This is a genomic window from Vibrio sp. L3-7 (assembly GCF_963898195.1).
Lineage (GTDB): Bacteria > Pseudomonadota > Gammaproteobacteria > Enterobacterales > Vibrionaceae > Vibrio > Vibrio echinoideorum.
The window spans coordinates 285337-310788 of sequence record NZ_CAWQUW010000001.1; the positions used below are offsets into that span (position 1 = coordinate 285337).

The 25452-nt window shown below is 42.4% G+C and carries 26 protein-coding genes; 9 read left to right on the forward strand and 17 right to left on the reverse strand.

The window, feature by feature from the left end; translation table 11 throughout:
- Positions 1 to 54: 54 nt before the first annotated feature.
- From AACW75_RS01320 to AACW75_RS01330, 3 genes are all read right to left on the reverse strand, one after another.
- The gene (locus tag AACW75_RS01320) at positions 55 to 435 is read right to left on the reverse strand and encodes a VOC family protein (protein ID WP_102552780.1); all 381 of its coding nucleotides are present in this window, start codon (positions 433 to 435) and stop codon (positions 55 to 57) included.
- A gap of 325 nt (positions 436 to 760) precedes the next feature.
- On the reverse strand, positions 761 to 2068 hold the full coding sequence (locus AACW75_RS01325; RefSeq protein WP_145568196.1) for an LssY C-terminal domain-containing protein: 1308 nt from the start codon (positions 2066 to 2068) through the stop codon (positions 761 to 763).
- Positions 2069 to 2082: 14 nt separating this feature from the next.
- Entirely contained in the window at positions 2083 to 2811 is a 729-nt protein-coding gene (locus tag AACW75_RS01330) for a glycosyltransferase family 2 protein (RefSeq protein WP_135455076.1), read from the reverse strand.
- 368 nt (positions 2812 to 3179) lie between these two features.
- On the opposite strand from AACW75_RS01330, the gene rplY reads away from it, so the two are divergent.
- Positions 3180 to 3458: a 50S ribosomal protein L25 gene (gene rplY, locus AACW75_RS01335; protein WP_145568195.1), complete on the forward strand. Its 279-nt coding sequence runs from the start codon at positions 3180 to 3182 to the stop codon at positions 3456 to 3458.
- Between the two features lie 254 nt (positions 3459 to 3712).
- Here rplY and AACW75_RS01340 read toward each other — a convergent pair whose 3' ends face one another.
- Entirely contained in the window at positions 3713 to 4063 is a 351-nt protein-coding gene (locus tag AACW75_RS01340; RefSeq protein WP_318276420.1) for a hypothetical protein, read from the reverse strand.
- A gap of 368 nt (positions 4064 to 4431) precedes the next feature.
- Here AACW75_RS01340 and AACW75_RS01345 point away from each other — a divergent pair, with 368 nt between their 5' ends.
- Both AACW75_RS01345 and AACW75_RS01350 read left to right on the forward strand, forming a co-directional pair.
- The gene (locus AACW75_RS01345) at positions 4432 to 5343 is read left to right on the forward strand and encodes an MBL fold metallo-hydrolase (RefSeq protein ID WP_145568194.1); all 912 of its coding nucleotides are present in this window, start codon (positions 4432 to 4434) and stop codon (positions 5341 to 5343) included.
- Between the two features lie 34 nt (positions 5344 to 5377).
- Positions 5378 to 6538, forward strand: coding sequence for an Lcl C-terminal domain-containing protein (locus tag AACW75_RS01350; protein ID WP_145568193.1), 1161 nt, complete (start codon positions 5378 to 5380; stop codon positions 6536 to 6538).
- 191 nt (positions 6539 to 6729) lie between these two features.
- Here the strand turns inward: AACW75_RS01350 and AACW75_RS01355 are convergent, their stop codons facing one another.
- The 3 genes from AACW75_RS01355 to AACW75_RS01365 form a co-directional block, all read right to left on the reverse strand.
- Complete coding sequence (locus AACW75_RS01355) at positions 6730 to 6981, reverse strand: TIGR03643 family protein (protein ID WP_017073411.1); 252 nt, start codon at positions 6979 to 6981, stop codon at positions 6730 to 6732.
- A gap of 75 nt (positions 6982 to 7056) precedes the next feature.
- On the reverse strand, positions 7057 to 7590 hold the full coding sequence (locus AACW75_RS01360) for a GNAT family N-acetyltransferase (RefSeq protein WP_145568192.1): 534 nt from the start codon (positions 7588 to 7590) through the stop codon (positions 7057 to 7059).
- Positions 7591 to 7894: 304 nt separating this feature from the next.
- Positions 7895 to 8320: a hypothetical protein gene (locus tag AACW75_RS01365; protein ID WP_145568191.1), complete on the reverse strand. Its 426-nt coding sequence runs from the start codon at positions 8318 to 8320 to the stop codon at positions 7895 to 7897.
- A 484-nt stretch (positions 8321 to 8804) separates the two neighbouring features.
- Between AACW75_RS01365 and AACW75_RS01370 the strand changes: the two genes are divergently transcribed.
- The 3 genes from AACW75_RS01370 to AACW75_RS01380 all read left to right on the forward strand — a co-directional run bounded on the left by AACW75_RS01370 (position 8805) and on the right by AACW75_RS01380 (position 10656).
- A complete protein-coding gene (locus AACW75_RS01370) occupies positions 8805 to 8996 on the forward strand; it encodes a hypothetical protein (RefSeq protein WP_017073407.1) in 192 nt (63 codons plus the stop codon).
- Between the two features lie 268 nt (positions 8997 to 9264).
- The gene (locus tag AACW75_RS01375; protein WP_017073406.1) at positions 9265 to 10005 is read left to right on the forward strand and encodes a lipoprotein; all 741 of its coding nucleotides are present in this window, start codon (positions 9265 to 9267) and stop codon (positions 10003 to 10005) included.
- A gap of 231 nt (positions 10006 to 10236) precedes the next feature.
- Complete coding sequence (locus tag AACW75_RS01380; protein WP_145568190.1) at positions 10237 to 10656, forward strand: BLUF domain-containing protein; 420 nt, start codon at positions 10237 to 10239, stop codon at positions 10654 to 10656.
- Between the two features lie 121 nt (positions 10657 to 10777).
- Here AACW75_RS01380 and AACW75_RS01385 read toward each other — a convergent pair whose 3' ends face one another.
- From AACW75_RS01385 to AACW75_RS01400, 4 genes are all read right to left on the reverse strand, one after another.
- Entirely contained in the window at positions 10778 to 11281 is a 504-nt protein-coding gene (locus AACW75_RS01385) for a PqiC family protein (protein ID WP_017073400.1), read from the reverse strand.
- Positions 11281 to 12906 carry an intermembrane transport protein PqiB gene (gene pqiB / locus AACW75_RS01390; protein ID WP_145568189.1) on the reverse strand — a complete coding sequence of 542 codons (1626 nt, stop codon included), beginning with the start codon at positions 12904 to 12906 and terminating at the stop codon, positions 11281 to 11283. Before pqiB ends, AACW75_RS01385 begins: the two co-directional genes overlap by 1 nt.
- 24 nt (positions 12907 to 12930) lie before the next feature.
- Positions 12931 to 14178 (reverse strand): paraquat-inducible protein A, encoded by a 1248-nt coding sequence (locus AACW75_RS01395; RefSeq protein WP_145568188.1) that lies wholly within the window; start codon positions 14176 to 14178, stop codon positions 12931 to 12933.
- A gap of 216 nt (positions 14179 to 14394) precedes the next feature.
- On the reverse strand, positions 14395 to 15261 hold the full coding sequence (locus AACW75_RS01400; RefSeq protein WP_145568187.1) for a LysR family transcriptional regulator: 867 nt from the start codon (positions 15259 to 15261) through the stop codon (positions 14395 to 14397).
- A 142-nt stretch (positions 15262 to 15403) separates the two neighbouring features.
- On the opposite strand from AACW75_RS01400, the gene AACW75_RS01405 reads away from it, so the two are divergent.
- Positions 15404 to 15778 (forward strand): YybH family protein, encoded by a 375-nt coding sequence (locus AACW75_RS01405; protein ID WP_145568186.1) that lies wholly within the window; start codon positions 15404 to 15406, stop codon positions 15776 to 15778.
- Positions 15779 to 16093: 315 nt separating this feature from the next.
- Here the strand turns inward: AACW75_RS01405 and proX are convergent, their stop codons facing one another.
- Genes proX through proV form a run of 3 tightly spaced genes read right to left on the reverse strand, consistent with a single transcriptional unit; the run spans position 16094 to position 19388 of the window.
- Positions 16094 to 17101, reverse strand: a complete 1008-nt coding sequence (gene proX, locus AACW75_RS01410; protein ID WP_017073395.1) for a glycine betaine/L-proline ABC transporter substrate-binding protein ProX — start codon at positions 17099 to 17101, stop codon at positions 16094 to 16096.
- A complete protein-coding gene (gene proW, locus AACW75_RS01415; protein WP_102552798.1) occupies positions 17094 to 18197 on the reverse strand; it encodes a glycine betaine/L-proline ABC transporter permease ProW in 1104 nt (367 codons plus the stop codon). The genes proX and proW overlap by 8 nt, the downstream gene beginning before the upstream one ends.
- Before the next feature lie 3 nt (positions 18198 to 18200).
- Positions 18201 to 19388, reverse strand: coding sequence for a glycine betaine/L-proline ABC transporter ATP-binding protein ProV (gene proV, locus AACW75_RS01420; RefSeq protein WP_145568185.1), 1188 nt, complete (start codon positions 19386 to 19388; stop codon positions 18201 to 18203).
- A gap of 675 nt (positions 19389 to 20063) precedes the next feature.
- On the opposite strand from proV, the gene AACW75_RS01425 reads away from it, so the two are divergent.
- The gene (locus tag AACW75_RS01425) at positions 20064 to 20807 is read left to right on the forward strand and encodes an HAD-IIB family hydrolase (RefSeq protein WP_145568184.1); all 744 of its coding nucleotides are present in this window, start codon (positions 20064 to 20066) and stop codon (positions 20805 to 20807) included.
- A gap of 65 nt (positions 20808 to 20872) precedes the next feature.
- On the opposite strand, the gene AACW75_RS01430 is transcribed toward AACW75_RS01425, so the two are convergent.
- The 3 genes from AACW75_RS01430 to AACW75_RS01440 form a co-directional block, all read right to left on the reverse strand.
- Positions 20873 to 21085 (reverse strand): TIGR02450 family Trp-rich protein, encoded by a 213-nt coding sequence (locus AACW75_RS01430; protein ID WP_017073392.1) that lies wholly within the window; start codon positions 21083 to 21085, stop codon positions 20873 to 20875.
- 152 nt (positions 21086 to 21237) lie between these two features.
- The gene (locus tag AACW75_RS01435) at positions 21238 to 23685 is read right to left on the reverse strand and encodes a molybdopterin guanine dinucleotide-containing S/N-oxide reductase (RefSeq protein WP_145568183.1); all 2448 of its coding nucleotides are present in this window, start codon (positions 23683 to 23685) and stop codon (positions 21238 to 21240) included.
- A gap of 19 nt (positions 23686 to 23704) precedes the next feature.
- Positions 23705 to 24799, reverse strand: a complete 1095-nt coding sequence (locus AACW75_RS01440) for a NapC/NirT family cytochrome c (RefSeq protein WP_145568182.1) — start codon at positions 24797 to 24799, stop codon at positions 23705 to 23707.
- A 317-nt stretch (positions 24800 to 25116) separates the two neighbouring features.
- Between AACW75_RS01440 and AACW75_RS01445 the strand changes: the two genes are divergently transcribed.
- A complete protein-coding gene (locus AACW75_RS01445) occupies positions 25117 to 25392 on the forward strand; it encodes a nitrogenase-stabilizing/protective protein NifW (protein WP_017073389.1) in 276 nt (91 codons plus the stop codon).
- Positions 25393 to 25452 lie beyond the last annotated feature (60 nt).

Consider the following 25452-nt stretch of genomic DNA (forward strand, 5'->3'; position numbering starts at 1 on the left):
TGCCTATCATGTGCAAACTCCTGCTTTTTTCTCTGAATCACCTAGAGCTCAACATTAACTCATCGAATGCAGCCCTATCGTGTTGCCTTCAGTATCACTGACAACACTAATAAAACCATGTTGACCAATGGCCATTTTCGGCACCTGTAAGACACCACCATTCTCCGCAGCTAAGCTTGCTTCAGTCGCACAGTCCTCGCAAGAGAAGTAAACCATAGTACTGTTGCCACCCGCTTTGACACCAGACATAGAGCACAGCGCCCCTGTTGCGCCGTAACTGTCCATCTCACAAGGAAATACCCACATTTCAATGTCGATTCCAGTTTCATTATCCAACTTTTCAAGCGTCACTTTAAATACAGCCTCGTAAAAAGCTTTCGCTCTCGCCATATCATCAACATAGATTTCAAACCAACCAATCGGATTCATTTGCATAACGTTGTCCTTAGCTTTCGCCGCTTACTCGCCCTTAATTAGCATAGACAAAGAAAAACGAGTTATCTCTGGAAGTGACTTAAGAAGGAGTTTACTTGGAGTAAAAGTGAGCGCCGAAAAGTAGCAAAGCCTTGTTCGATTTAAACATCAAACAAGGCTCCTATTCATTGGCTGTTATAGGATGAGCAGACCAGAAAGAAGAGAAAAAAAGATAGGTAAGTAAATAGATAGGTAACGACTTTATTGAAGTCATCTCACTAGAACTATGGATAATGAGCCAAAACCAAAGCGATAGGTTTCGTTCAATCAACTTTGTACCACTCACCTATATGTCGTTCACTGCCACATTTAAAGCTGGAGATTCAGCGCCATATGTCGTCGCCCCAATCATCAAGATTTGACCATCAGTATAGTAATCGTGATTATCATTCAGAGCTTCCGCATTGGCGAGTGGCAGGTTTACTACTCCAATATTTGGGTAGGTCGACTTTATCTGTTCAGCAAACCTATCCCGTTCTTCATCAACATTAGGGTCAATTTTATGAAGTATGGTGACAATACCTGAGTACGGCGTCACTTTAAGCCCATCATCGTAGCTGATTGCCCCTAACCACTTAAGTTGATTGCTATTACTGTCTAGCCCTGCGTTCCACCAACGTATGTGGCTTCTTTTCATCAGATTCCCAGGCAATTGAAATGCCATGTCTTGAGGCTGATTTCGCCAATACAAGTCAGAAACCGGTGGAGTATTCGCCTTTAACAAAGCTAAATAATGTGTCCATTCAATCTCATTTCGAGAAAAAGTTTGATTCTCTATCCAGCCAAGCTGATGCATCAATTCACGGGGGGATTCCCCGACATACACAACATTGATCGCTTGTGCATCGTAAACCGGAGATAAGCCAGGGAACGCTTTATAAGTCACTTCTTCTAAATTAATAGAGACCATTTCAGCTGAAGCTTGTTGAGTTTTAAAATCATCGGCTTTCCAGAAAAAATGCGCGTAATTTGCGTAGCATAACCAAGCGACCAAAAGTGTACTGGTTTTTAGCGTGAGTCTACGCCACTTGAGCTTATATCCGATGGCGACAAAAGCAATAACAACAACTAAGCCAACTACTAGGCTTTGATGCTCAGTAAGAAATATCTTTACCGAACTCAATAATGGAAACTGTTCAACACCATGAGCCAGCAACATACCCCAAGCGATAAATTGCCCACCACCAAGCAACAAACCTATCGATGAAAACAGCGTAAAACTGCCCCACTTAACGCGATGAGAGCCCGCAATAAAAGGCACTACCCAGGCAATAGGCCCAAGAAGGCGTGCAACCACAATAATGTAACTGCCTTTCTTGGCGATTAAGTAACGACACCGTGCAATTAACCTTCTGGTTTTAGGGCGAAATTTTATGAGTTTCTTTTGTGCTGTTGCGCCCCATTTAGAACCAATAAAGTAACTCAGTTGATCGCCGATGAAACCACCTAGCATCACCAAAACCAACGCCATCCATGTACCTGAATACAGTTGAAAGCCCGCAGCGATAAAGAAGGGCTCTCCCGGTACAAATAGGTTTGGGCCAATAAGAGCATCACCCAATGCCCCCAGAAACAGCCCTAGTCCATCAAACATAACAACCTCAATACTTACTGTTCTTTGTAGTGACCAAACTTGTAGTTCATCTCGTTGTTGCGCATTTCGCCCTTAAAGAAACGTCTTACATTAGCTTTAAGGTAAGTTGAGCCTGTCTTCACAACGCCATCTTGGTCTAAGCGGCGTGGGTCAAAACCGAAGGTCATATTTAGGAATCTGAATCGCCATGTTTTACTCGCACGTTTTACGTAGTCACAGTCTTCACACAGTACGATCTCTTCATCAAAGCCGCCGATTTCATCATGTGCACGCTTGGTCGAAAAAATACACGCGCCAATCGCGGTCGGGAAAAAGAACTGAGTAGCAAATAGCCCTGCGTTAAACAACCCGTAGCCAAACTTGTGCACGAGTGGCAAACCTTTCGAGCTCATGTATACGCCTGCAACTTCAAGTTTCTTCTCGTCCAACTCATAAAGTGCTTTCGCAAGGAAGTTTCGAGGTAAGCTCACATCAGCATCCAAGAAAAGGATTCTGTTGTACTGAGCCAAAGAAGCACCTGTATTTCTGCCCAAGCTCACACCACGCGTTTCCATGTGGTGAACGGTTAAGTTTGGCAGTGCGCTTTCATAGGCTTGCGCCACTTCTCTTGTGTTATCTTCACTGTTTGAATCGACAACGATAACTTCAAATTCCTGATGGGTTTGCACGCTCAACTCTTCCATCAAGCGTCCAATGCGTTTCTCTTCGTTTAAAGTAATAACGATAATGCTAACCGGTTCCATATGTTCACCTATTTATTCTGCTGTTTAATTAACACTAAGATTAACTAACTGAGTCTTAACCAAGCCTTAGTTGAACATTCATTTTCCGTTCATTAACTTGATGATTTCTTGGTGGTATAAATAGACGAGAGCAACGATGCAAAGGGTATAGAAAGGGACAAATAAAGGTCAGTGAGTGTTTTATCTACAAACGAACCCATTATCTAAGTAAATTCCCTTTGTGGTAGGCTTCTGACTTGCTCAGATTTGAATGTGATGTTAGTATCCGCGCTCGCTTAAGCATGAACTCGTTTATGCATAAGCTTTACCACATACTCAAGGTCGCATTGAGGTGTGAAGTTAATTTTTACTAATTTGAGAGTAAAACTATGAAATTTGAAGCAGTCGTACGTACTGAACTAGGTAAAGGTGCGAGCCGCCGCCTACGTCACACTGGTAAATTCCCAGCAGTAATCTACGGTGGCGAAGCAGCAGCTGTAGCTATCGAACTTGTTCACACTGAAGTGATCAACCAAATGGATAAGCCTGAATTCTACGAAGCAATCACTCTACTGATTGACGGCGCAGAAGTTAAGGTTAAGCCGCAAGACGTTCAACGTCACGCGTTCAAGCCTAAAGTTGAGCACATGGACTTCATCCGTATCTAATTCCCTACCAAGGAATAAGATTGGATAATTCCAAGCCTTCTGCATAGAAAAGATAATCGATCTTACCAGTCGAAAAATCTAGAAATTCGAAACCCCGATGCTACCAACATCGGGGTTTCACCGTTTTTGAGCCCTCAAAAACGTCGTAAATCTCGCGCAATACACTGAAACAATCACTGCCTATTTGTACCTACCTTTCTAACGAGATATTTATAGTAAGAAGGATTGAAGACTTACGTGTTTTGTTATGCCCCCTATTCCAAGCTCTCCAACCCTGATGTATCGATACCTTTCAATGCTTCTTTTGCTGCATCATCAGAGCTTGTCGATTTAGTCTTTTGTGGATAACTACCTGCTAAACCTGTCCCAATCGAAGTTGCTTCATCTTGCAGTTTTTTCCCCTCAGACTCACCCGCAAGCCAACCTTGTTTGTAGTCGGTATCTGAATTGAAACGCTTTTCATCTTTTATATAGTCTTCGAAGTCATTACCGGTTTCTTGCATTCCGCTGTGTCTACCCTCATGGAAACCTTGTATGTAAGATTCGTTATGGCCACTCTTCATCAAAGCACTGTCACTGGTTCCGCAACCAGTAGAAATAAGCACAAACAATATTACCAATACAAACCTTGTCATTTCCTAACCCTCGACTGAATATCGCTTTAATTTAACAATAGTCTAATATTTCAAAGGTATGAATATTGCTTCATTGGGTTACTAACGACCGTTCAACATAAGTTCAATGTATTGGGGTAACCAACCTATTAATGTCACTTTAAACGCTCTTCCCTTTCCCAAGATTCGTCCATCATTTAAATTAAAGCCGAACAAATATACTCATCATTGTTTATTAAAAAATAATGGCTTCTGTAAAGGCGAGTAAGTGATACGTAATGTTCAGTAAAGAGTGTGTTATTTCCTTATAGCAAACCCTAAAGTGTAATGAGTTTACTAACCCAAAATTAGAGGCTCTCATGGATGAACTGAAGCGAAATATAATTCTCGTTGCCGCATGTGGCTTAGCCAATATAGCGTATGCGCAATCTCCCCAAATGAATACCACAATTATAGGTTCAGGCTCTCCGGATTATAATCCGAAACGAGTTAGTGCTGGTGTGTTGATCACTCAAGGGGATACTCAAATCTTGATTGATATGGGGGACGGCGTTAAACGTAATTTAGAAAAACAGGGTACCGACGGACGTAAGATGGACGCTATTCTTTTCACTCACCATCATTTGGATCACAACGCCGACTTTTCTTCTGTATTCACGACTGCATTACTTGGTCGTGGTGACTTTCTTGTTGCCGGCCCTAAACAAACAAAAGAATTTGTTAGCAATAACATTAGCTTATATGATCAAGATTTAGATTACCGCCTTGGTAAGACTCAACGTTCCCTAGACGAAAGGATGAATCACCTCACTGTCCGTGAGCTAAAAAGCGGTGACAGTTTTAATATTGATGAGATAAAAGTATCGACCCTTTCCGTGCCACATACCATCGAATCAATCGCATATCGATTTGATTATCGCGATCAATCGGTTGTCGTAACGGGAGACTTGAGTTCTGGTCCTGGCGTGGCAGATTTTGCCAAAGGAGCCAACTGTTTGATCATCGATTCAGGTGGCATGGTCATGAATAACAGTGGAAAAAAACAACGTGATAAAACAGGCAAGAAAAAACATGCTCATTTAAATATAAAAGAATCCAGTCAAATAGCAGCAGATGCCCATATTAACAAACTTGTTTATACCCATTTTGTACGTGGTGAAATTGATAAACCTGCGAGCATGGGAATTATCGAGAAGCAATATAAGGGCGAAGTGATCTTCGGATCTGACCTTATGTCGTTAGATTGCGGAAACACAAAGGCTAAACAATAAACGCCATCACAATTCCCCACTTATAAGGATATTTATGTTTACTTTAATCCGAAAATTTCTTATCACGGCAGCTTGCTGTACAGTGACTGCTCCTTTTGCCCAAACAACGCCAACAACAACAACGTCAAATGATCGAGTAAGTTACCCTGTCGTTTCGATAGACAGCGCTCAATATAAGAATAACAACGACAACACTGTCACCGATAAGATTACAGGCTTAATGTGGCAGAAAGACTATAAAGTGTTGAGCTTTAAAGAAGCCATTGAATATGCAGAATCGGCGAATGTTGGTGGTTATAACGATTGGCGAGTCCCCAATATTAAGGAATTGTATTCACTAATATTGTTTACAGGCATCGATGCAAGTAATCGAGATATGTATAAGGTTCCTGATGGCGCAAAGCCTTTCATTGATATCGATTCCTTTGATTTTGCTTACGGTACGAATGGAAAGCGAGTAATTGATTCACAGTACCTAACCACATCTGTTTATACCGGTAAAGTTATGGGCAAAGACAAAGCGGTCTTTGGCGTTAACTTTGCAGATGGACGAATCAAAGGGTATCCACTTGTTCACCCGCGCACCAAGCAAGATAACAAGTTTACGGTGCGTTTAGTTCGTGGAAATACCGATTACGGCAAAAACAACTTTCAAGAGAACAACGACCAAACAGTCACTGATTTTGCAACACAACTCATGTGGGCAAAGCAAGACAGCAAAAAAGCTATGGATTGGTCAGAGGCTAAAGAGTGGATAGGCCAACTCAACACTGAGGAATACTTGGGTCATAGCGATTGGCGTTTACCTAATATTAAGGAACTTCAAACGATTGTCGATTATACCCGCTCGCCTCAAGCAACAGATTCTGCCGCAATTAGCCCTGTATTTTCTGTATCCTCAATCAAAGATGAGCAGGGAGACCTGAACTATCCTGCATTTTGGAGTAACACCACTCATCTCCGTGTTGGACCGAAGTCTCAATCACAAGCGGCCTACTTCTGTTTCGGCGAATGCTTAGGATATATGAAGAGACCAAACTCAAAGGCTCGCACCCTACTTGATGTACATGGCGCAGGCGCTCAACGAGCCGAGCCTAAAACAGGCAATGCGAAAGATTATCCGAATGGGCACGGGCCCCAAGGTGATGTCATTCGTATTGAAAACTACGTTCGTGCTGTTCGTGATTTATCTTAGTTAGTGCTAAGGAAATACAACTCGAGAGAAGTGACTTGTTCAATTTTCTTTGAAAAATCTTAAACAAAGATGGTGACGTGCACAGCAAGCCGGACCTATACCAAAGTTCGGTCACTTAATGGGTGGTGATATCATCACCTATTAAGTGGATCAGGACACAGTGAAAGCAATCCCAAGATCTGCCCACGCAATTAACGCTGCTTATACTGAGTCGGGCAATAGCCTCTCGAAACATCCGAGCTACGAAGCTTTAAATGCTTTGTTGATCGCCCAGAAACACGTGAACGCCATAACTTGAAACTTCCCAGCTTTAATCTGCCACGCATAAAGCGAATCACCTCAGATTCATTCAAACCAAATTGCAGTTCTATGGCTTCAAATGGCGTTCTGTCTTCCCACGCCATTTCAATAATTCTTGATTCACTCTCTTTCGATAACTTCATTGCACACTCATCCTAGATAAACTGGATAGAAATACGCGCGTTCTCAATTTTTAGATCAAAGAGTTATCGGTTATCTCAAATAATAAGTGAATTGCTTTCCAACCACTCACAACGCAACAGGCCATACTTAACGGAATCATAATACTCGTCTTGGTAAAATCGTACTTTTCTCAGTCTCGCTTCTTGTTGAAAACCCAACTTCAACGCCAGTGACATCATCCGCGGATTACCCGACCAAGTGGTCAATCCTACACGCTCTATTTGCTTGTTTTCGAATAGGTGAGAAACCCAAAGCGGAAGAGCCAGCGCAGCAATACCTTTACCCCAATATTTAGAATCATAAATAACAACACCGGCTTCTAGCCAACGAGTTTCCTCACATTCCCAGTAACTACTCACACTTCCAACAGGCACACCGTCTACAACCACTAACTGTAAGTCGGATCCATTGAGTAACCGTTGAAACGAACAACTTCCAAACTCTTCTAGTGATGGAGGTGAGTATGGAAAATAAGGGCCGTTAAACTTCGTCCACTCATCGTTTGAGACAACCAAAGCATAAATAATTGCCAATTCGTTTGGCATGGCAGGCCTAATCGTGACTTTCATATACTCTCCAAACCTGATTAAAAGGGTTATCAATCTCAACGATAACTATCATTAGGAGCCAATGTAAACCGTGCAGTTCAAATCCCAGCCTAGAAATTGAATATAATTCCTTTGACGTTTTAATAATTACTACATCTAAGAACAAAAACCACATCATAAATGCCACAACTCAAGAATCATGTGATTAACAATCGTTGTTACATAATGGAATGCTTTATTCATGCTATTCAGAAAATAAAAAGCTCGCCAACGAGTGACGAGCCTTGTTTATTATTGAACCTAACTTATTACGACACCCCGCTTACTAAGAAACTTGGTCTCGTAACGTCAATTCGACGTTTTTCATGGTTTTGAACTCATCTAAAGTACAGCCACGAGCTACAGACACCCAATGATCACCCGTTTCGTCTACCCCTTTAAATTCTGCACGCAACTCGTATTTTCGCCATGATACAAAAGCCAAAATGAAAGTCAGCGCAAGCATAGGCAGGCCAAACTGAGGAACAAACGCCCAAGTCGCAGCGGAGAGTACCAAAGCCAATGAAACGATATTGATAGCGTTTTCTTTGAAGCCCAATTGACGAATTTCTAACTGTTTAATTTTACGCAAGCTATAAACATCTTTCTTAACTCGTAGTTCATTAGAACTGACAAGGAAGTCCGTTGCCTTATATGGTTTACGAAATCGCATTAAATTCGCTAACCTGTTGCGTGTTTGGTTCTTATTCATCGCCTTTTCTCCATATTATTTCAAGGTTAGTAAAAACTAATATAATCATGAAGTTATTAATGAATGGTGAACTTATAAATCAAGCCTATGTTAAAATCAAGTTTCTAGGGTTAATAACATTTATCATTATTAGGGAGAGCCTCCAGTATTAATGCCTCTCACTTCAATACTTACCCGAGTCTCCGATAGCAACCAGTCCAATAAACAACCAAAGTTAGCCTACAAAACCTGCGACTTTGTAAGTATGTGTTTCGCGAAGAAGTGCATTGATTATTCAAGTTCACAAATCCCCTTGAAGCCACATCACAAAATGTTTGAGGTTTGATAAACAAACTCGAGAGCAACATGCCTTTCTATCACCATTATGTATCCATAAATAATGACCGAGGAACACATTAGCCATGACTATCGATTAAGCAATTGATCTCATAAACTGGAGTCTGTATCTTTAAGGTATGCACACGGTCACTTATGGGAAATAACAATGGACAAGCTACTAACAAACGCAATGGAACAAAAACAACGCACAATTGTGACGAGTTTATTCGCAAGAAACGGATTCAAAATAGCGACAACTGATTTTGATGATGTGACTTTTAAACGTGAAGATGTACTCGTTAATGTTCACTTCGACTTATCTTCAAATGTTGAGTCAATCTCGGTAGTAAAAAACTAGATATTAGATTCAGTTACTTAAATGGTGAGCTATAACAATATGACTCACCGTTTACTTATTAAATCGAGCAGTAAATACTCCGCGATTGACCTCCTCCTCTAATGATAAGCAATACTTATTATTGATATTCGAACCACTAGTTAGTCAGTTACCCACATCACAAATACTATGCCTCTATCAACGGAAAGTTATCGATAAGCCATCATTGAAAAATAAAGCTTGTCACATAGTTAGGATACTTTTTTCTAAAGTAGAGAGTAAATTCAGAATGAAAAAATCAGCCTTATTTGTCGCCTTAATCGCAGTATTGCTTACCGGATGCAACAGTTCAGATAGTTCAGATTCGACCGGTGGGACAGCGCCTCATAATCCGGGCACCCCAATATTGCCACCTGGGGATGGTGATGGTTCAACAGGTGATCAAACAGACCCTGATGAGGATACTGACTTCAATCCTTCAAAAGATCCTTTAATCATTGAAGCAGCCCAACGTTGGGGCACAACTTATGACGAAATGTATAATGCATGTCAACTTTGGACCTGCAACCTTGCAGAAATACAGGAAAGAATCACATTTACTATAGAGCGTGAAACGCAATTATTAGAAGGCTCAGCTAAAGTAACCTTCACACTTTCTCATAACAACGCTGATTTGTGGCCTACTTACGTATTTTACAGTGATTTAATTGGAAGTACCGATATCGAAGTTGAGCACACCTCATCAACTTTTAGTTATGTAAGCGACGATAAAATAGTAAGTGAAGGCTCTACATTACTAGGTTGGAAAACTGGGTTCGGTAGCTGGGCTACTCAAAATCCACGAGATTGTGTAGACGCATACTGTGCCCAACTCAAGACATCTTGGTTAGAAACAGGCACCTACTCTAATGCCATGGCTGTATACCGAAAAAATGGAGAAGTTATCAATACTCAACGAGGCTACCTTAGCCAAGATGAGTTACGAGCACTCTATCCTGTATTTAGCCCAACATTTCCTGACCAATATTAATGTACGTATTCCTATTGCAATAAAAGCAGAGTAAACGTCATTATAAGTGAACAAGTAGCATTGCTAAGAGGCATCTTGTTCACTAAATACCGCAATAACGTATCAAACAAATTCGAATATCGTCTGACTAATCGATCATCAGAACGCTCAATGTTTTGGGCTAGATTAGCAATTCCATCAACTTGGCTTATATTTGTAAGTAACCTTTAAACAAAAAGTGAAGTGGTGTTTATGTTCCTAACTCGGTTGATTTATGTCAGCACACTTTGTGAAAGTTGCGATTCTAAAGCTTTGGACGATATTTTGGATATTTCCCGTGACCACAATAAGCAAAGCCATCTAACGGGGCTCCTGAGCCATAATCAAAAGCACTTTCTTCAGTGTATTGAAGGTTCAAGAGATGCGGTCAATAATACCTATAATCACATTCTCAATGACCCACGCCACAGCAACGTGACGATTCTTTATTACAAAGAAATTGATAGCCGACAGTTTGGTGATTGGTCAATGGGTGACATTCCACAATCTAGTTTGACCGCATTATTGAATTTACAGTTTTCAACCTCTGATCAATTTAATCCATATGAAATGTCTGGGGAAAGTGCGTATCAAATGTTGTTAGAACTGAAACAGAATCTGCCTTCTGCGTAATCCCACTTAATATGGGCTTATTGATAATCAAGCCCATATTTTACGGGTCCCGCTATAAATCAATGCGAGGGAATCAGTAAGGTTCATGTTTTTCCTACGCACCTTAAGCAAGCATGGTTCATTAAGGCAGCTGTGACTGAATATCAGACAAAACCTCATCAAGCCCCTCGCCTAAGGCCTCAACAAGCGCTTCATAACCTGCTTGTTTCAAAGGTATCTTTGATTCGAATTCGGCACGCGCTAGCTCTGAGCCTTGATCGCTCAATATCCAAGTTCCTTTCACTTCTGCGTTTCCGGTATAAGAGCCATTGAACTGCTCAAAGATGATCGTCAACTCTCTTTCGGGCTCTCCTAATGTATCAGAAGTATTGACCCGCTCTTCAAGTAATCCCTCAAGATTCTCGGCCCAGACGTGTTTACGTGCAGACACCAATTCATTTTCAGACTTTCGATACGCGATGCCTATCGTGTCGAGGTAATCAGGCAGTTCTACCCTCGTTTTTACCTTAAAGACGGGCTTATCCAGTGTGCTTTCAGGCAAGAGATACGCATTAGTACCATCAGTGGGAGTTGCGCACCCTAAAAGCCCGACCGACATAACCAGTGATATCAATAGCTTTCTCATTATTCCACTCCCTTAACTGGAATCGGATCTTCTTCCACATCGCTGCCAAACACCAACGCATTCGGTTTGTCATTCAATACTTTGATCAACGGGCGAAGCTCTTTAAGCACATGTTCTAACTCTTCAGATGCACTGATCAATTGCTTGTAGGCGTCGGAATCATCGTCGTAGCTTTCTAAGGTCGCTTCAAGTTGCTTCATGGTTTCGCTCAGATCTTGAGGCAACGCTTTTGCGCCTTCGCTGTCCAGTAATTCATCCATACTCTTTAAGGTAGTGTCTAAAGAGGCAAGTGAGCCATTTAAGTTAGTAACAGTCGCATCCAACGGAAGCTCATTAATCTTGGTTAGGAAATCAGTGATCTGCTTCTGAGTCTCGGTGAAGCCACCTGGCACGACGGGGAATACAGGATAACCATCAAACTCTCTCGGCTCGTAAGGGTCTTCGTCTTCATAGAAGTTAATATCGACAAACAATGCGCCCGTGAGCAAGTTACCCGTCTTCAAAGTCGCTCTGAGCCCCTCTCCCATTTGAAGATCGACTCGTTTGGCAAAGCTATCCTCGTTCAATCCTTTAAACACTTCGGAAACACGCTCTATTTCTAGTTTAATTAGGATTGGAATACGATTCGATACTTTGCCATCTTTATCCATACGAATCTTAAGCGGCACCGTATCCACCGTACCTATCCGGACACCACGATATTCGACAGGTGCACCTTTCTTTAAACCTCGAACCGATTCTTCGAACAGCAACACGTAGTCAATTGAAGTGGTGTATTTGCCTTGTACTACCGCATCGTAGTTGTCGTAAAGCGTGTACTCGTGCAAGTTTTCTTTGATCTGTAGCCCCGGTTTAATGCTCTCCGCGACATCAAAACTCACACCGCCAGTCAATATGCTCTCTATCGATGCGAAGTTAACGTCTAAGCCATTCGCACCAAACCTCACATCAATTCCAGAAGATAACCAGAACTGAGTCTTTTCGAAAATCAGCCCATCGTAAGGCGCAAATATAAACAGTTGGTATTTGCCCTCTTTCTTTTGATAATCGAAACTCGTTTTTTCAACACGACCTACAACAAAACCATGGTGCAACACAGGCTCGCCAACATTGAGTTGATTCGCCTTGTTGTGTGAAACAACCACCCGTATTCCTTTGGTGTCTGGCCCTGCAACCGGAGGCGTTTCTAGCACATCGAACTTCAATTTAGACTCACTCGATTTACCCGGCTTTAATTCGATATACGAACCCGACAAAATGGTTTCTAACCCGCTAATACCATCGGTACCAATATGGGGCTCAACCACCCAGAATTGAGTTTCCGTATTGATCATGCGAGAGGCTTTTTTATCTATCTGAGCTTTCGCTATGATGTATTGATAGTTTTCACTTAGCGCCACATCGGTGATGGTTCCGACATGGACATTTTTAGACTTAATCGCTGTTTTTCCCGCTTCAATGCCCGAGGCATCAGGTAAGATCAAGGTTATCTCCGGGCCACGATTATTGAAGTACTGAAACAACATCCAACACCCAACCAATACTGCGATAATCGGCACTATCCAAACAGGTGAAATCTCACTCTTTATCGATACTTCCGCATCTGAAACGTTTTGTTTATCCATATGTCCCACACCTCTTAGGGGAGATTACTTCCATATAATTCGAGAATCGAAAATCATCGCTGACAACATAGTGAAGATGACGACCGACGCGAAAGACAACGCAGCTGGGCCAGGGTAAATGGCCATGATCCCGTCGAGTTGAACCAACGCAACCAAAATAGCGACAACGAAAATATCTATCATCGACCAACGGCCAATGAACTCAGTGATACGATATATTTTGAGGAAACGATTTGCCTCATGCGGTGGAAGCCCTTCAACCCTTTTAGCGTTCCAATACAAATAAGCCAGGGCGACCATTTTGGCCATTGGGATACACACACTTGCAAGAAGAATAACCATAGCTACAGGGTATGAGCCCATATCCCACAATATGATCACCCCCTCTATGATGGTTGAGCCTTCACTCGTCCCGAACGCAGACGTATACATCATTGGGTATAGGTTTGCCGGGATATAGAAAATGATGGATGTGAATAATAGAGCCCACACTATCTGAAGGTTTTTGGTTGGATTAAATCGATGCAGATGAACATGACAACGAGAACATTGAGTCAGATTGTCATCATAGAGATGGACTTGCCCACAGACATGGCAGACCAAATGATCATGTTTTTGAAAAAGGCTACCAGTGACGGTTCCATTAAACGGTTTTAGTGGTATTAACTGATCCCAAATCCAATCAAAATCGACTAATGACATCGTCTTAACCACTAACATGGCGTAGATGCCAAATGCCCAAAAAGAGATGCCCATCGAGACATCGGCAAGAGCAGAAATTTTAATCAAACTAACAAGTACACCAATCAAAAATACATCGACCATCAACCATGGTTTAACCCAGCTCAATGTTTTTAATACAAAGATAGCTAAACGGCTTGGCGCGTTTGAGTGCTTTGATTTCCTTTCTGTTAATGCATAAAACCAGAACACACTTATAAGAAAATAAGCAGGTAGGAAAATAACAGCGAGAAACAATAGCGCGGCAATCGAAGTGTTATCGAGTCGATTCATCATTTCGACAGCTTGATACAGGGTTATTTGTTGACTGATACCTTGCACGCTAAAAGACATATAGGGGAAGATCAAGCTCATCACCAGCGTTATCAAACTGGCCGATGCGTAAGCCATCACACCCTGCCCTTTGCTCGCTCCAATACTGCATAAAGTATGTTTACAGCGAGGGCACGATGCCTCACTTCCCGGAGCTAATTCACGGAACTGGCTGACTAACCCACACTCGATGCATGATTTGGTACAAAGATCAGACAATAACTAAACCTCTTAGCGTTTGATAAGCAACTAGACACTAAGACTAACTATAAGTAAGGGTTTGATTTTTCGCCAATATCCACACAATTAAACGAACACAACAAGGTAGAAATGAGAGGTGGGGAGATAGAAGATGTAATTGCCGATTGACCATCTCACCTTAGTTGCCTTAATTGCCTTAGTTGACGGGTTCTTTTGTTAAAAGCCTCACATCAACTAAATGAAGCTCTGTTTCAGCTTATCTTCCAACGCTTGAACACAAAGTTTGATGGCGATGGGTGTATTTGAAGCGAATGGGTTCAACGCATAAACCGTATTGGTCGGTAATTGGTAAGTTGGCATCACGTCGACAATTTCATTGGATAACTGAGGAAGACAAAAATCTGGAATCACACCGATACCAACGCCAGATTTGATCAAAGCAAGACAACTGTGAAAAGAGTTCGTGGTGCAGCTTGCTTGTTGTTGATAAACAAAGTCTTGCTCATTTTGAGAACTAAAATGATGAGTCACCTGTTTTCCCTGCCAAGAGTTTGCAATATAAGGAATAGATTCAAGCTCTCTATCTCGCATGCTTTCAACACCACACAACACGTCTTTAAACTCACCTAAGCGTTTCTGCTTAAGATTACTATCACGCGAGCTTCCCACACGCACCGCGAGATCAATATCGTGTTCCATGAAATCTAAGTGCTGATCATCGCTGATCAGTTCTGGCTTTAGCTTGGGGTATTGCTTCATCAGTTCCGCAACAACGGGCGCGACCAATAAATCCATCAACGCGTTCGGAGCCGTGATACGAATCCGACCTTGTGGCTCTTCTAGCTCAGCTTTGGCCATATCCCAAGCCGATTCGGCAATCACGTTAATGTCTTTGCAACTCAAATAAAAACGCTCCCCCATACTGGTAAGAGATTGCCTGCGTGTTGTGCGCTTAAGAAGAGAAGCGCCTAACTCTTGTTCTAGAATTTTGAGGTGCTGACTGATGACAGATTTAGACAACTCAAGCTTTTCAGCCGCAGCTGATACTGAACCCTGCTCTACGATGTGAGCGAAAATCGACATCTGCTTTAGCTTGCTCATTCTATTGTTCTCTTTTTACATACAGTATTTTCTATTATCCCTGTTTTTAAAATTAATTTCCAAGACTAAACTGAATCCAACTTATCGAGACACCCAAATCAAAAACACAGTGTTTGAAAGAAGACTGCTATGGAGAAAAACAATGTTAAACAACCAAGTATTAGAAGCATGTAAGCAAGGCATTAACGCATGGCAGAAAGCATTCAACAGCCAAGATGCGAAAGGTTGTGCAGATCAGTACACTGAAGCATGTGTGATGGAAGCTCGTCCATTTGGTACCTTTGAAGGTCGTGAAGCAATTCAAGCATTTTGGCAAAACATCATCGACCAAGGCTTCAAAGACGTTGATTACACCGATGTTAAGTGGGAAGAACACCCAGAAGATGGCTACATTCTTACGGCTAGCTGGACAATGAACAAAGCGTTTGGTGTTGTACACCGTGAACATTGGGCATTAGAAGCTGATGGCTGCGCTCGCCTAGTTAGCGACGACTTCGAAGTTCAAGGCGAACGCTAGATCTATAATTAGAAGCTATAATTAGAAGCTAGAAGCTAGAAGCTAGAAGCTAGAAGCTAGAAGCTAGAAGCTAGAAGCTAGAAGCTAGAAGCTAGAAGCTAGAAGCTAGAAGATAGAAGATAGAAGCTCAAGCATAAAAACAGAAAACAAAAAGCCAGCAGTCCAAATAAGACTGCTGGCTTTTTTTAGTGATTAACACTTATCGTCACTTCACTTAATTTGATAGTGATTCAGCGACTCTACACAGGCGCTGAACACGCTCATAATATCAAATTAAAGTGCAGATCTTACCTGGACGAATACAAATAGGTGCTATTAAAGTGCTGCTTTCTTCGATTCTGCAATCCAAGCATCAAACGTATTTTGGTTCGCTTTGATCCAACCGTTTACGTGCGCTTCGATATCAGCAGAGCTGTTTTTACCTTTGCTCATCATCATGTTCTGAGCACTTACATCGTTGATGTTAAGTTTGATGATTTCGAAAAGCTTCGCCGCAGCTGGGTTGTTTTTAGCAAACTCTTTGTTCGCAATAATGCGCATTGAGTTCATTTGGAAACCATAGTTTTTGCCATTAGACAACGTTGTATCAACATTCGCACGATCGCCAGGAAGAGATGAGAATGGTACTTCTAACCAAACTACATCTTCATTTGGAACCAACACGCCACTCACCCAGTATGGAGTCCAAGTGTAGTAAAGGATTGATTCACCCTTTTTGTAGCGTGAAATAGTGTCAGCAATAATGGCAGCATAGTTACCTTGGTTATGAGTAACTGTATTGTCCAGTTTGAATGCTGAAAGTTGGTGTTCAATCACCATCTCACAACCCCAGCCAGGGTTACAACCCGTTAGATCTGCTTTACCATCGCCGTTTGCGTCGAACAGTTTCGCAATTTTTGGATCGGTTAGCTGACCAATGTTGGTGATGTTGTACTTTTCTGCCGTTTTCTTATCAATCAGGTAACCTTGCGCAGCACCACTTACATATTGACCTTCACGGTAGAATTTTTCATCACCACCAGCCATTTTGTATTTATCAGCATGAAGCGGGAACCAACCTACCGTTAAGAACGTTGCGTCACCTTTTGCGATAGAGGTGTAAGCTACGTTGTAGTCCACTTCTTGTGTTGCTTTTACGTCATAGCCAAGTTCTTCTAAAGCGCGGTTAACGATCAACGTTTGAAACGTTTCTTCAGCGACAGAAGATTGAACTGGCTGAACTGATACACCTTCACCCGGCAAGCTTGCAGCCCACACGTTAGTAGATACGGCTATTGTAGAAACGATACTAACAGCGAGTTTGCTCTTCCATGAATTATTCATTGGTGTTTTTCCTTAATTGTAGTTCTGATTTGTTACCGCGATTTAAAGCATTAAGTACAATGGAAACAGGTCCCATGTGGTACCAACGTAATTTTGTATTACCGGCATTCGCCCCTAAAACTTGAGTAATTCGATCAAGTAGGATGGCGAGAATAACGATGCCTAGGCCGCCGACAGCGGCCAGTCCCATATCTAGACGGCCAATACCTCTCAGTACCATTTGGCCTAAACCACCTACCGCGATCATTGATGCGATAACCACCATAGATAGTGACAACATTAGTGTTTGGTTTACACCCGCCATGATGGTTGGCAATGCCAACGGCAGTTGAATTCTATAGAGCATCTGCTTTTTGCTAGCCCCGAAGGAGTGACCCGCTTCGATTAGTTCTTCAGGCACCTGTTGAATACCCAAAATAGTTAAGCGTACCACCGGTGGTAATGCAAAGATGATGGTTACCACTACGCCGGGTACGTTACCGATACCAAACAACATTACGATGGGTACCAAGTAAACAAAGGCTGGCGTGGTTTGCATGGCATCGAGAATCGGACGCACAAATTTTGCGGCAGTATTACTTCGAGCAAGCCATATCCCCATGGGTAAGCCAATCAATAAACAGAAGAATACCGATGTCATAACCAATGAAAGCGTGGTCATTGCTTCAGACCAAGCACCAATCAAACCAATAAGAGTCAGAGATACCGCAGTTGCAACACCCAGTTTCAGGTTTGAAAACTGCCATGCAACTAGGAACAAGATGATCAACATGAACGGAGCTGGTGTAGAAACCAATGCCGTTTCAAATGAACTTAGAATGAAATCGATAGGAACGCGGATTGCCTGAAATAACGGACGACCGTGCTCAACTAGCCAATTCAATCCAGATTCAACCCAAGTATCCACTGGCAATACTGCTTCAGCAAAAGGGTTGAGTGGATCAAAAGGTATGGTTTCTACCGTTTCACTGCTTAACCAATCCGCTGATGGTGAAGTGTCTGCCGCTTGACCCCAAGGATCACTTGATGGTTGGGTAGATTGTTCTGAAACAGTAGATTGCGACCATGGGTCATTATTCGTTTGTTCTGATGACATGATCTACCCCTTATCTAAGGTTTGTAACAGTCGTGATTTAGTCACCACGCCAAAGTAATTGCCTTTATCGTCCACAACAGGAACTGAATAAGGCACACCGCCAACAAGGCCAAGTACATCATTGATTGGTAAATCTGGGTTGAGAGTTAAACCATCATCAAGTTGAGCACTCACTAATGATCTGTTCTCTTTGTGAGCTTTACGAAGAGACTCAACAGAAACGATGCCTGAATAATGGCTGCTCTTCTCAACAACGATGCCGTATTCACGGTCGTTATCCATCAGAATTTGCAGAGCAGAAGCTGGGCCATCATGTTCTGATTTCTTAAATACAGCGGCAGGTTTCTTACGTGCGATATCTTTCACAGTAAGAACACTTGCTACATTCACGCCTCGGAAGAAGGCTTCAACGTAATCGTTCGCTGGGTTATTTAAGATTTCGTCTGGAGTACCAACTTGAACCACTTCACCATTTTGCATAATCGCAATTCGATCACCGATTCGCATTGCTTCATCCAAATCATGTGAAATAAACACAATCGTACGTTTGTCATCGTTTTGAAGGCGAATTAATTCGTCTTGCATTTCAGTACGAATCAAAGGGTCGAGTGCAGAAAACGCTTCGTCCATTAACAAAATGTCAGGATCACAAGCTAGGGCACGAGCCAAGCCAACACGTTGCTTCATACCACCAGACAATTCATCTGGGTAAGATTCTGAATACGGCCCGAGACCGACTCGTTCCAACGCTTCAAATGCAGATTGTTTCCGTTTACTTAGCTCAACACCTGCCAATTCAAGGCCAAATGCCGCATTTTCGATAACAGTCATGTGTGGCATCAGTGCGAAATTTTGAAAAACCATCGAGATGTTGTTGCGGCGAACTTCACGAAGTTCATCTTCTGAGATGTGGGCAATGTCTTTGCCTCTTAGAAGCACGCTGCCTTTGGTAGGTTCGATCAAGCGGTTAAGAAGGCGTACTAGGGTTGATTTGCCAGATCCTGACAGTCCCATTATTACGAAAATCTCGCCTTCCTGAATACTAAGAGAAACATCGTTAACGCCGATCGTTAGACCTGTTTCTTCAAAAACTTTATCTTTATTCGCGCCTTCATTGATCATTGTAAAAGCACGGTCGGTATCGTCACCAAACACCTTGTACAGTCCCTTAACTTCCAGTATGGGATCCATGTAATCTAATCCTTTCTTAGTTGTTTAAACTAATAGTTATTTAAACGTAAAAACGGTCGTTTAAACTTAAAAACGGTTATTTAAACCCGGAAAACAATTAGCACTCTAAGCAATATGAAGATGTAAATCAAGGGGCTACATACTGTAAAACATTTTTAAAACCACCAGCCAACACCATAAAAACAAGACTAAAAATCAAGCATAAAACAAACAAATCATTGATAATAATCAAAATTAACCCGCACAAAATGTAAGCAAAATTATATATTACTTACTGATAGATTATTGAATATTTATTTCACATTAGAACAATTAATAGGCTAAACAAACTAAAATTACCCACCAATAGTTCGTGTACAAATAATTTGAATACAAACTAATTTTACGTGTTTCAAGATATTCGTAGTCAACCTCGCAACATGAGAGATGGCTAATTTAACTGAAAATAGCACTCTTAATTTCACCTACTTTCAGGTAACGAGGCAAAGTACCATAAGGGTTGAACTTTAACTTTATGACTTAAATAGCGCCGACTGTGAGACTTGCTGCAAACTATTAAATAACGTCAGCTCGAAGCAACAGACCACTTGTAGAGTGCTCCCTGCTGAGCCATTCTTTAAGCAGGACATGGGCTTATTTCTACCAATCACTTTAAGAAAACAACAGGGAACTCTGATGATAAAAATGCTGGTGTGTGACTTTGACGGGACGCTTGATGGAGGATCATCTCACGGAGTAAATCAGTTATTTGACTACTTAACTGAGCAACCTGATATCCGTTTTATCATTGCAACAGGCAGAACTTTACCTTCCATTAGGGTGGGATTGGCTTCAAACAACTACCCGAAACCACACAGTATTATCAGTGATGTGGGAACAAGAATTCATCACGATCACTCCCAAAAACCTGACCATATGTGGCATAACCAATTAGAAGCATCTTGGAACAAATCGAAAGTAGAGTTGGCACTGGCGCCACTCGATTTCATGGGTGAACGCTTGGAAAGCCATCAGGGCAACTACAAGATTACTTTTGAAGGGAAACTGTCTGAGCCTCAACACGAGCTGATTGAATCGAGCTTAGAGTCGCATGGCCTAGACGTTCATCTCACTTATTCTCACGACTGGTACTTAGACATCACGCCAAAGGGAGTCAATAAGGCCACTGCGATTCATCATCTACTCAAACAACATGATTTAAGTGTTGAGGAAGTGTGCGTTGCCGGTGACTCAGCTAACGACACCTCTATGCTGACGATAGAGGGCGTAAACTCGATATTAGTGGCTAACCATTACCCAGAGGTTGCTCACTTGTCCGAAAGAGATAATGTATACACCAGCACAGCATCACACGCAGAGGGAGTGTTAGAAGGGCTCAAGTTCTGGCAAAAACGATCTTCTCAAACGAGTACCTTCTAGTTCGCGAGAAAATGAAACAAAAACTAACGAGAAAGAAGAATGCTTCTGACCTATCTCTCTTCTTCCTACTTCCAACCAGGGAGCCAATGTTGATTGTCGGTGAGATCTCGCCAATTGATGGCTTCCTGTCGTTTGGTCATCACCGCCTCAATTAAGCAACGAATCACCTCTCCTTCTTCAAACTCTACCTCTGTGATCATAAAGTGTTTTTCTTTCTTTACCGGGCTGACTGCAGTCCATTTACTACGAAATAATTTCTTTGGGTTGATCCGATTCATGGATATCTCTCGCTGTGATGTCGTTAATTATCATGAGTTGTCTACTCGACTTAGGCTAGACACAAACTAATAGTCTCCTTCACGCAAAAAAGATCATAAAAAAAGCCAGCAAATAAGCTGGCTTGGTTCAATTGGTCGTATTTCGTTAAAGATTAACCATTTTTGGGTGGATCAAATGCTGTCAGCTCTAATGCAGGACCTGTGTATTTTTCAATTTTCACAAGCGCCGAGTTTGCAGCGCAACCATTTGCCAAACGAGAAGTCGGGATATCCAATGTAAGAACGTTACAGCCGCCATTTTTACATAAGCCTGTATCTTTATCTAAGTCAGGCCAACCACCCTCATGGACACATACAGCGCCTTGTTTGATGCCATCTGTTACCAAAGCACCAACCAACACTTGACCACGGTCGTTGTAAGCACGAACCAAGTCACCGGTTTTGATTCCGCGAGCTTTCGCATCTTCTACGTTAATAGAGATAGGTTCACGGTTACCAATCGCATACTCTTCACGTAATTTCGCATAGTTAAATTGGCTGTGTAGACGATGTGCTGCGTGCGCCGTCATCAATTGAAGCTCATCACTTTTCGCTTTACCAAAGAACTCTGTAGGCTCAATCCATGTAGGATGAGCAGGACAATCCGCAAGCTTGTAGCCTTCAATGGTTTTTGAGAAGATCTCAATCTTACCACTTGGCGTACCTAGCGGGTTCATCACAGGATCCTTACGGAAATCAGCATGACGAACAAACTGTGCCGCCTTCTTATTATATTTCATTTCAATAAACTGGTTATCGTCCCAGAACTTGCCAAACTTAGGCATACGTACACGTGCAGATTTACCCGCTTTCTGTGCTGCATCGTAGAAACCTTTCAGCCAAGCCATTTCATCTTTGCCTTCAGTGAAGACATCACGACCGCCCGCTTTAATCATCTCAGACATATCTGCAAATACATCGAAGTCATTACGTGCTTCACCTTGAGGTTCAACCGCTTTTTTCATTGGCACTAGGTGTTGGTTACTGTAGTCACCCGTCATCGTCATGTCGTTACGCTCAAATGACGTTGTGATCGGCAATACAATATCAGCGTGCTTAGCCGCAGCGGTCCAATAGATCTCAGAGATAACCACTAGCTCAGGCTTTTGCCACGCTTTGATCAAACGGTTTGTATCTTGGTGATGAGTAAAGTTACCACCGCCCGCCCACCAGATCATTTTCAGATCAGGGAACGTCAACTCATGACCGTTATGCATGTACGTTTTACCCGGATTTTCCAGCGCTTCTGTAATACGAGCAACAGGGAAGCTGTTCACAGCGCCTGATACAGCCCAGTCATTACCTGCTGAAGAACCACCGCCAATTGACGCAGAGATTGCTGGTAATACACCGGCATCACGTGTTGGGTTACCACCGTTCGAGTAGTGGTAAGAAAGACCGAAACCACCGCCAGGAAGACCAATCTGACCAAGCATTGCCGCTAGTGTCACCACCATCCAGTGACGTTGCTCACCGTATTGTTGGCGCTGAATACCCCAACCCGCCATTAGCATGGTACGGTTTTGACTAAAGATATCAGCTAATAACTCAAGCTGTTTCGCAGGAACGCCTGTGATCTCTTCAGCCCACGCAGGAGTCTTCTCTACTCCATCTTCTTTACCCATTAGATAAGCTTCAAACTTATCGTAGCCAGCCGTGTATTTGTTTAAGAATTCTACGTCGTGCTTACCTTTCTTAACCAAAGAGTGCGCGATACCCATCATCATCGCTACGTCTGTCATAGGACGAGGGGCAATCCACTGAATTGCATCGCCAAAGAAATCGACCGATTCTGAGCGCATTGGATCGATAGCAATAATTGTCTTGCCAGATTTTTTAAGTTTGTGGAAAAACTCGAGGCCAGAACAATCTGTTGAACTCCATGCAATCTTAAGCGTGTTCATAGGGTTCATACCCCACAATACAACAACGTCTGAACTTTCAAGTATCACTGGGTGAGTGGTTTGTTGTTCGTAAACTTCAATAGAACCCATTACGTGGGGCATGATGACTTGTGCAGCACCTGTTGAGTAATCACCAAGGTGACCCGAATAGCCGCCAGACAAGCTCATGTAACGCTGAAGTAGCGTTTGTGCTTTATGCAGCACGCCACTTGAACGCCAGCCATAAGAACCTGCGAATACAGATTCAGGACCGTTTTCTTGACGGATACGCATATGCTGTTCGTGAATCAATTTATAAGCATCATCCCAAGACACACGAACGTATTCGTCGCCACCACGAGAACCAGTTGGCGCCGATGGGTTGTCTAAGAAGCCTTTACGTACCATTGGGTACTTGATACGTGCTTTTGTATGAACCTGGTCTGGACCAGTCGTTTGTAGGCTGTTTGGAACCGTTTGTGCTAAAGCATTAGTCGTTGAAACCAACTTGCCATCTTTTACTTCACACAACATCGGCCCCATGCGGCCTGCAGTTAATACACCTTTACCACGCTTATTCGCAGCTGATGCTGTCATTGGCGTCAATGATGTAAATGCCAGCGCACCGGCAGCCATGCCCGATCCTTTGAGGAATCCGCGACGAGTAATATCTGTCATAATTATTTCCCTTTGTTTCTTAGTGGCCAGCCACATCTTTCGCGTGGTTCTGGAAGTATTTAGTTAACAGTTCGAGGTCTTGGTCTGATATATCAGTACGCTCGCCCATGCCTTTAGCCACCGGGCCCCAAGCATTCACTGTGAAGTGGTTCGAACCAATTTTCGCGTGACATGTTGAGCAGTAAACGTTATCGAGTTCCTCTGCGTAGTCCCAGATTGGCTCTAGTGAACCCAATACCGGAGCATCAACTTGCGCTGTTAGCACTGCCGTTCGCCATTCATTGCCGTACGCATCCGCTTTAAAGCTGCCAACTTCAAGGTTCTGCTGTCCTTGCTCGGTCAACATCGCGACAATTGAACGTTGACCTTCGCCGTAGTAAAGCACTTGCTCAGCGCCTTTCATTTGGTAAGCATGTAACTCAACGGTGCGCTCTGTACCTTCAACTTTTTTCACATCCAAGCGTGCCGTTGGATTGATAGTTCCAAGGTCGCCAATGCTTAGCGTTTCAGCTGAGTAAACGACTTTCGCATTCGGATCTGTTTTCTCAGTGAATGCCATCAAATTATCAAAAGCTTCGCTGTCCATTTCTTGCTCTGGAGCAAAGTGAGCAACACCTTTGTGGCAGTCGATACAAGTTTGATTATTCTCTTGTCCGTACTCGTGCATTTTGGCTGCGTCTTCCGATTGCTCGTAGCTATCCATTGCATCGAAAGTATGACAAGAACGACAAGTAGCAGAGTCACTTTCACGCAATTGCGCCCACACCGTTTCTGCCATCGCCATACGATGTTCTTCGTACTTGTCTTCTGTATCAATTTTGCCGGTTACAAACTCATGATAAATATCTTTAGATGCACGAATTTTCGTGATTACGTAGTCAATTGAATCAGAAGGAATATGACAATCCGAGCATTCAGCTCGAATGCCTTTTGCGTTACTGAAGTGAATCGAACCTTGATACTCTTCATAAGGAATTTGCATCGTATGACAAGAAACACAGAACTCAGTACTTGAGGTGTAATGCATGACCGCGGCAGTCCCACCAAGTGTTAACCACCCGATACCAATACCCACAGCAGCAATAAGAGCGACATATCGCTTTTTAATAGACATATTTAGAAATCATCTTCAACATTTAGTAACAATTGTGATTACATTAATACTTTAGGGGTAGTCTTTATTGATTCTTATCATACTTTACCCTTATTGATAGTAAGGATTACTAACAATGAGAACAAAATACGGCCTTCTTATAACCATGACTACGCAATCAATTAGATTAATATTCACAGAGGAAATAAAGGTGGGATCATTTATAAAATAGACACGAAAAACACCATGAATTTTCAGGTTAAAAAGCGCACTAGAATCAAGATAAAATGTAACGAGTGCACTTATAATGTTTGCAAATTAATAGTGCTGAAATAAATATGTCCCAACCAACTACGCTAGAGAAGATCGCTACTTTCACTTCTATCGAACAAGCGCTTGATTACTTTGAAATTGGGTTTGATAGCAAGTTCATTAGCCAAAACAGAATCGAACTGGTGAAACGCTTTAATGGTTATCTGATTCTGTCAAAACCAGATGATTGGTTCTCTGGGCGAAGAGCACTGAAAAATGCATACTGCAAGGTACAGCGGAGTAAGTTGGATCGCTATACACGATCCGCGTGTCGCGGCTGTACAAGCTGTCAGCGCCGCTAGTTCACAAATTGACTGCCCACCAACCGACAGTTCTCAAACAGACCGTTTGAAAATCACAAC

Coding starts and splice junctions, on each gene's coding strand:
- AACW75_RS01350 (WP_145568193.1), top strand. CDS start 5,378: ATGTTTACTTTAATCCGAAAATTTCTTATCACGGCAGCTTGCTGTACA.
- AACW75_RS01400 (WP_145568187.1), bottom strand. CDS start 15,261: ATGAGCAAGCTAAAGCAGATGTCGATTTTCGCTCACATCGTAGAGCAG.
- AACW75_RS01425 (WP_145568184.1), top strand. CDS start 20,064: ATGATAAAAATGCTGGTGTGTGACTTTGACGGGACGCTTGATGGAGGA.
- proV (WP_145568185.1), bottom strand. CDS start 19,388: ATGGATCCCATACTGGAAGTTAAGGGACTGTACAAGGTGTTTGGTGAC.
- AACW75_RS01355 (WP_017073411.1), bottom strand. CDS start 6,981: ATGAAGTTATCGAAAGAGAGTGAATCAAGAATTATTGAAATGGCGTGG.
- AACW75_RS01325 (WP_145568196.1), bottom strand. CDS start 2,068: ATGTTTGATGGACTAGGGCTGTTTCTGGGGGCATTGGGTGATGCTCTT.
- AACW75_RS01320 (WP_102552780.1), bottom strand. CDS start 435: ATGCAAATGAATCCGATTGGTTGGTTTGAAATCTATGTTGATGATATG.
- pqiB (WP_145568189.1), bottom strand. CDS start 12,906: ATGGATAAACAAAACGTTTCAGATGCGGAAGTATCGATAAAGAGTGAG.
- AACW75_RS01380 (WP_145568190.1), top strand. CDS start 10,237: ATGTTCCTAACTCGGTTGATTTATGTCAGCACACTTTGTGAAAGTTGC.
- AACW75_RS01440 (WP_145568182.1), bottom strand. CDS start 24,799: ATGTCTATTAAAAAGCGATATGTCGCTCTTATTGCTGCTGTGGGTATT.
- rplY (WP_145568195.1), top strand. CDS start 3,180: ATGAAATTTGAAGCAGTCGTACGTACTGAACTAGGTAAAGGTGCGAGC.
- AACW75_RS01345 (WP_145568194.1), top strand. CDS start 4,432: ATGGATGAACTGAAGCGAAATATAATTCTCGTTGCCGCATGTGGCTTA.
- proX (WP_017073395.1), bottom strand. CDS start 17,101: ATGAATAATTCATGGAAGAGCAAACTCGCTGTTAGTATCGTTTCTACA.
- AACW75_RS01445 (WP_017073389.1), top strand. CDS start 25,117: ATGTCCCAACCAACTACGCTAGAGAAGATCGCTACTTTCACTTCTATC.
- AACW75_RS01430 (WP_017073392.1), bottom strand. CDS start 21,085: ATGAATCGGATCAACCCAAAGAAATTATTTCGTAGTAAATGGACTGCA.
- AACW75_RS01365 (WP_145568191.1), bottom strand. CDS start 8,320: ATGAATAAGAACCAAACACGCAACAGGTTAGCGAATTTAATGCGATTT.
- AACW75_RS01370 (WP_017073407.1), top strand. CDS start 8,805: ATGGACAAGCTACTAACAAACGCAATGGAACAAAAACAACGCACAATT.
- AACW75_RS01375 (WP_017073406.1), top strand. CDS start 9,265: ATGAAAAAATCAGCCTTATTTGTCGCCTTAATCGCAGTATTGCTTACC.
- AACW75_RS01405 (WP_145568186.1), top strand. CDS start 15,404: ATGTTAAACAACCAAGTATTAGAAGCATGTAAGCAAGGCATTAACGCA.
- AACW75_RS01330 (WP_135455076.1), bottom strand. CDS start 2,811: ATGGAACCGGTTAGCATTATCGTTATTACTTTAAACGAAGAGAAACGC.
- AACW75_RS01435 (WP_145568183.1), bottom strand. CDS start 23,685: ATGACAGATATTACTCGTCGCGGATTCCTCAAAGGATCGGGCATGGCT.
- AACW75_RS01385 (WP_017073400.1), bottom strand. CDS start 11,281: ATGAGAAAGCTATTGATATCACTGGTTATGTCGGTCGGGCTTTTAGGG.
- AACW75_RS01360 (WP_145568192.1), bottom strand. CDS start 7,590: ATGAAAGTCACGATTAGGCCTGCCATGCCAAACGAATTGGCAATTATT.
- proW (WP_102552798.1), bottom strand. CDS start 18,197: ATGTCATCAGAACAAACGAATAATGACCCATGGTCGCAATCTACTGTT.